This window comes from Herbiconiux daphne (genome assembly GCF_024979295.1).
GTDB lineage: Bacteria > Actinomycetota > Actinomycetes > Actinomycetales > Microbacteriaceae > Herbiconiux > Herbiconiux daphnes.
In genome coordinates this window covers 1-4,217 of record NZ_JANLCJ010000027.1, presented here as the reverse complement: position 1 = coordinate 4,217, position 4,217 = coordinate 1, and the positions used below count along the sequence as shown (strand labels likewise).

Here is a 4,217-nt window from a genome sequence, read left to right as displayed (position 1 = left end):
CATCCTTCCATCAGCTTCAGGATTGCTGAAAATGGCTCAAAAGATGGTCAATATGCTTCCAAATGAAGTTGAAAAGTCCAAAATCATTTTTGCTTTCAATGAATACCTTAACTCTTCACAGGGTGCTAAGGAATTTGAAAAGGAAGTTATTGAAGGTGGTTCATCAACTTTCTCCACAACTGACCCGGACAACGTCATTGGAAACGCAGTTTCTACACTATCCGGTATCTCAACTTCTGTTGATATGCTGCAAAGGGTGGTGGGGTTTATAGACGGAAGAATCAGAGAACTGTCATTTATGTTCCGTGACCACGGTTCAGATACAAGAAAAAATGAATATGACCTTCTTATATTTAACCAAAAGGCATTTGAATATATGACAGCCAAACTGAAATTCAGACAAAGACAACTTCAAAAGCTGATTGATATGATTGCTCTTATTGAAGGTGTTGAAACAAAACAAATCAAATTGGTTATGTCAGAATTTGAACAAAACAGAATTGACAACCTTAACGCCATTGCTGAACTCAAGAAAGCACAGGCAGACCAAGCAAGAGGTATTGCAACAAAGAACTTGGCAGAAGCTGAATCATTGAAAAATGGGATGCTGGAACCTGTTGACCCAAAAGCAAACGTTACAGGGCTTAATGAAGTAACACAAGGAGAATAACTATGGCAGAAATAAAATACTCACCGGTCTATGATATAAAAGCACCAATTCTTGATGACTATGTTCCTGAAGGAATGCTTAAAATCTATCCTTATGAATTGGTAAACACTGATAAGTCAAAAGCGTTTATGATGCAAAATGCTGTATCAGTGGCAATTGTGTCACAAGCAAATCTTGATACAACAAATGAAATTCTTAAAGTTGATGACAATGGAAATAAATATTTTGAAGTATATACTGATATTTCTTCAGATACAATTATGGATATTACATCTTCAACTTCTGTATTTGGACAAGAACTAAAAGAGGAAGACTCATTTATGATGCTTTCTAATTGATATTATGAAGGTGAATTTGAAAGTATTAAATTAGGTCAAGCAAGACTTATCCCTGCTATCTTTACAGTTGGTGTACCATTTGATGCTACACAATATGAAGCTGGTACTCAACCAGTATTTGTGTCTTCTTCAATGATTGAGGCAAAAGAAGGTATGCTTGCTGTAACTAATGACATACAACCAGAAGGTCTGTATGAATGAACTATGGTCAATATCACTAATCTTGAAGCATCTTTCACAAATGCAAGAATCTTATTTAGAATTGGACTTGGGAATGAATTCAAAGCACCAAAAATAAAAGTTGGGGGTACTGACAAATCAGGTATATCAGTTGAAATTGAGAAGACTTCACTTATTGGTGGAATTATGGCAAAGGGAAACCTAAATGGAAAGCAAACTGATATTGACTTCAATTCAGTAAGTGGTCTGACACCATTTAAAATGACATCAGTTTCAACACAGGACAAAGTTACTATGTTTGCAGATTGATTTGATTATGACGTGGTTATGCCTGAATTCATAGCAACACAATTCATCACAGGGTCAAATTTTGACAGTCTTAAACAAATCACAATGGGTGGTCAAAAGAGAGACTTCTTACAAGATGATGAACGTAATCTAATTTATGATGCAGTAACAATTTCTTATCTATTTGGTACAAACTTTGCCACAGTTCCAAGATACACAGCCCAAGAGGCTAAAGATTCTGGTGGTGGTGCTAAAATGGGAGATATTCACGGTAACACTTCAGTTGGTTCAGTTAATTGAAATGTGGCTGCCATAGCAGCAAAAGACCCTATTAAAGTTATTGATTCACTGTTTGACAACTATCAAAAGACACATTATGGTGCTAATGAGGACACTCATTACCTTGCTGTAAAAGAATTTACTGTTGCACTTTCAAGATATATCTATTCTACATACTCAATAGGAAAAGGGCAAAATAACTTCAATGAAGTTTACTTACCTTGATTCCTAAGACCAACAGGTTCAACACCAATCAATTTCATAACAAAGTACTACTGATATGACAAAAATGGTGTTGCATTGAAAAATTCAACTAATATTGCTGACAAACCAAGTAACGCTGATGACACAAGAACAATTATCAATCTTCTTGCTGACATGAAAACAACATTTACATTATTTTCAAGATATTTTGATGTTTCAGGTGGTACAATCAAACCTAAGTCATCAGTTAATATTTCAGAAGTAAAAGTTATGCAAACTGATAGAAAAATCACCTTACCTGTTATTCCAGATATAATTGGTGAAATCAGCAAGTTGCCATTGCCTGGTGATGTTGATACAACTTCTTCACGTGACATACAATATATTTGATATTTACCAATTGCAGACCAACAAGAATTTTCAAAACTGTTCTTGAACAATGCCACAGTTACAACAAACAACACCAATAGGGCTGTCAAATGAAATACAGCATACACTGATTATGGTAAAAAGATGCCTTGGACAAATGATGCTGAAAGAAGAGCATACATATTATCCTCATACTTGGCACAAAACCCAGGTGTTAATGCGGTAGTAACTGATATGGGTGCTGTTGACCAGGAAAATTCAGCGGCTATTCAAATGGCGGCAGGTCATAGATATAGACACCCAAGTTTTGAAACTGTTGGGGATACAGTAAATGAAACATGATTTGATTTTGTATATGGTGCTGCTACTCATGCTGGTTTCACTCCACCTTCAAATAGAGAATTCACAAGGGTTGTCACTACATCAGAACTTGAAGCAGAATGATTGAGAGTAAACAAAGAAGTTGTTGAATTCACTCAGGACTCAACTCTTAAAGGAACTGGTTATATTGCAAATCCAAACTTTTTTTATAATTTTGGTTCAGCATCTGGTTCTGCATATTTCAAAGTGAGAGAGCGTTTAATCAACACGCAACTTACAATCAATGGTAATATTACAACCGTAGATATGTCAAGAGACGTGACATTTGATAAAAATTCATGAAGATACTTTATGAATGATTACCTTGCAATCACTTCACCAACAGTCCAATTGGACTTGATTGAGACAAGAAATCAAACAATTGATAGCATAGATGAGTTAATTATAACTTCAATGTGGTCTAATGAGTTTAAAATTACCCTAAATGGTGTAACACTCACAATACCTTCATTCAATAAGGATAATGAGACAATTGCTATACAAAGAATACTCTTTACATAGGGGGTGTTCTTTTCTTTTGATATAATTTATTTGAAGACATAGAAGAGTGTCTATAAACAAATCTACGTAGAGGTATTATGAAACAGTTTAAACTTTCACCGCAATTTGACGGAAAAGAATCATTTACGGCTGCTGATGTACAGGCAATCATAAGTGACGCTATCAAATTTGGTCAGTCTGAATTCAAAGACTATGTGTCACCAGAAGCACACAACAAGTTAGTTGAAGAACTGAAACCTTACAAAGCATCAGAAAGAAAGTCAAAAATCAATTCCCTGGTGGGTAATCTGACTGATGAAGATAAGCTTGCGGACGCTATAGCTCTTGCAGGGCTTACAGATGAAGATGATGATAACGCTATCACAACAAAAGTAAGTGAAGTTATCAAAGCAAGACAATGACTGCAAAAGGCTCAAGTACAAGACCCTGCCGCAGCCAAAGTCACAACAACAACGGTGGAAGCCGGTAAGAAACCGGAAGAAACCAAAAAAGATTATAAGTTTATGAAAAATTCATAACATAAGGAGACCACAAGATGGCAAAGAAATATTTAGAAATTTTCCGTGACTCAGCGGAAACACAATACGCATCTGGACAATTCCCTCTATTGGGACTTGCACAACTAAACAAAGGTGTTAAGTTTATTCCATTTGCAGCACAAGGTGACACTGCTAATACAGGTTCACAAGTTGCAATCCAACGTTTTAAAAGACTTATAGCAAAAGATGCTCCAACTAAAACAGGTAAGGCTGCTACAGACGCAATTGCACTGTTAGATACAGCACAAAAAGTTACTTGAGATACAGTTGAAACTAAAACATCAAAGAAACGTTCATTGGTGGTTAATGTTTCTCCATTTGAAGAAACTGACCCACTTGAAGACGCTTCAAAATACGCAGAAGTAATTGCTAACAAAACAGCAAACAGACTATTTGAAGCAGAAGAACTTGCTACTGCCAAAGTTGCAGCAGTTGGTACAACATTAACACTTGACGTATCATCTGAAT

10 protein-coding genes are annotated in these 4,217 nt (G+C 35.8%); all 10 read left to right on the top strand.

What is annotated here, in order from left to right:
- A partial coding sequence (locus N1032_RS22095; RefSeq protein ID WP_259542363.1) for a hypothetical protein occupies nucleotides 1-670 on the top strand: 670 nt, incomplete at its 5' end.
- 2 nt (nucleotides 671-672) lie between these two features.
- Nucleotides 673-1,008 carry a hypothetical protein gene (locus tag N1032_RS22090; RefSeq protein ID WP_259542362.1) on the top strand — a complete coding sequence of 112 codons (336 nt, stop codon included), beginning with the start codon at nucleotides 673-675 and terminating at the stop codon, nucleotides 1,006-1,008.
- Between the two features lie 204 nt (nucleotides 1,009-1,212).
- Nucleotides 1,213-1,497, top strand: a complete 285-nt coding sequence (locus N1032_RS22085) for a hypothetical protein (protein ID WP_259542361.1) — start codon at nucleotides 1,213-1,215, stop codon at nucleotides 1,495-1,497.
- A gap of 12 nt (nucleotides 1,498-1,509) precedes the next feature.
- Entirely contained in the window at nucleotides 1,510-1,776 is a 267-nt protein-coding gene (locus N1032_RS22080) for a hypothetical protein (RefSeq protein WP_259542360.1), read from the top strand.
- A gap of 3 nt (nucleotides 1,777-1,779) precedes the next feature.
- Nucleotides 1,780-1,980, top strand: a complete 201-nt coding sequence (locus N1032_RS22075; protein ID WP_259542359.1) for a hypothetical protein — start codon at nucleotides 1,780-1,782, stop codon at nucleotides 1,978-1,980.
- Between the two features lie 75 nt (nucleotides 1,981-2,055).
- Nucleotides 2,056-2,349, top strand: a complete 294-nt coding sequence (locus N1032_RS22070) for a hypothetical protein (protein WP_259542354.1) — start codon at nucleotides 2,056-2,058, stop codon at nucleotides 2,347-2,349.
- Between the two features lie 123 nt (nucleotides 2,350-2,472).
- Nucleotides 2,473-2,670, top strand: a complete 198-nt coding sequence (locus N1032_RS22065; RefSeq protein WP_259542351.1) for a hypothetical protein — start codon at nucleotides 2,473-2,475, stop codon at nucleotides 2,668-2,670.
- A 102-nt stretch (nucleotides 2,671-2,772) separates the two neighbouring features.
- Entirely contained in the window at nucleotides 2,773-2,991 is a 219-nt protein-coding gene (locus N1032_RS22060) for a hypothetical protein (RefSeq protein ID WP_259542350.1), read from the top strand.
- Nucleotides 2,992-3,287: 296 nt separating this feature from the next.
- Nucleotides 3,288-3,611 carry a hypothetical protein gene (locus N1032_RS22055; RefSeq protein ID WP_259542349.1) on the top strand — a complete coding sequence of 108 codons (324 nt, stop codon included), beginning with the start codon at nucleotides 3,288-3,290 and terminating at the stop codon, nucleotides 3,609-3,611.
- 134 nt (nucleotides 3,612-3,745) lie between these two features.
- Nucleotides 3,746-4,009 carry a hypothetical protein gene (locus N1032_RS22050; RefSeq protein ID WP_259542347.1) on the top strand — a complete coding sequence of 88 codons (264 nt, stop codon included), beginning with the start codon at nucleotides 3,746-3,748 and terminating at the stop codon, nucleotides 4,007-4,009.
- Nucleotides 4,010-4,217: the final 208 nt, after the last annotated feature.

What these genes read in the sequence shown, in the direction of transcription:
- N1032_RS22065 (WP_259542351.1), top strand. Translation starts at nt 2,473, where the DNA reads ATGCCTTGGACAAATGATGCTGAAAGAAGAGCATACATATTATCCTCA.
- N1032_RS22090 (WP_259542362.1), top strand. Translation starts at nt 673, where the DNA reads ATGGCAGAAATAAAATACTCACCGGTCTATGATATAAAAGCACCAATT.
- N1032_RS22055 (WP_259542349.1), top strand. Translation starts at nt 3,288, where the DNA reads ATGAAACAGTTTAAACTTTCACCGCAATTTGACGGAAAAGAATCATTT.
- N1032_RS22085 (WP_259542361.1), top strand. Translation starts at nt 1,213, where the DNA reads ATGGTCAATATCACTAATCTTGAAGCATCTTTCACAAATGCAAGAATC.
- N1032_RS22050 (WP_259542347.1), top strand. Translation starts at nt 3,746, where the DNA reads ATGGCAAAGAAATATTTAGAAATTTTCCGTGACTCAGCGGAAACACAA.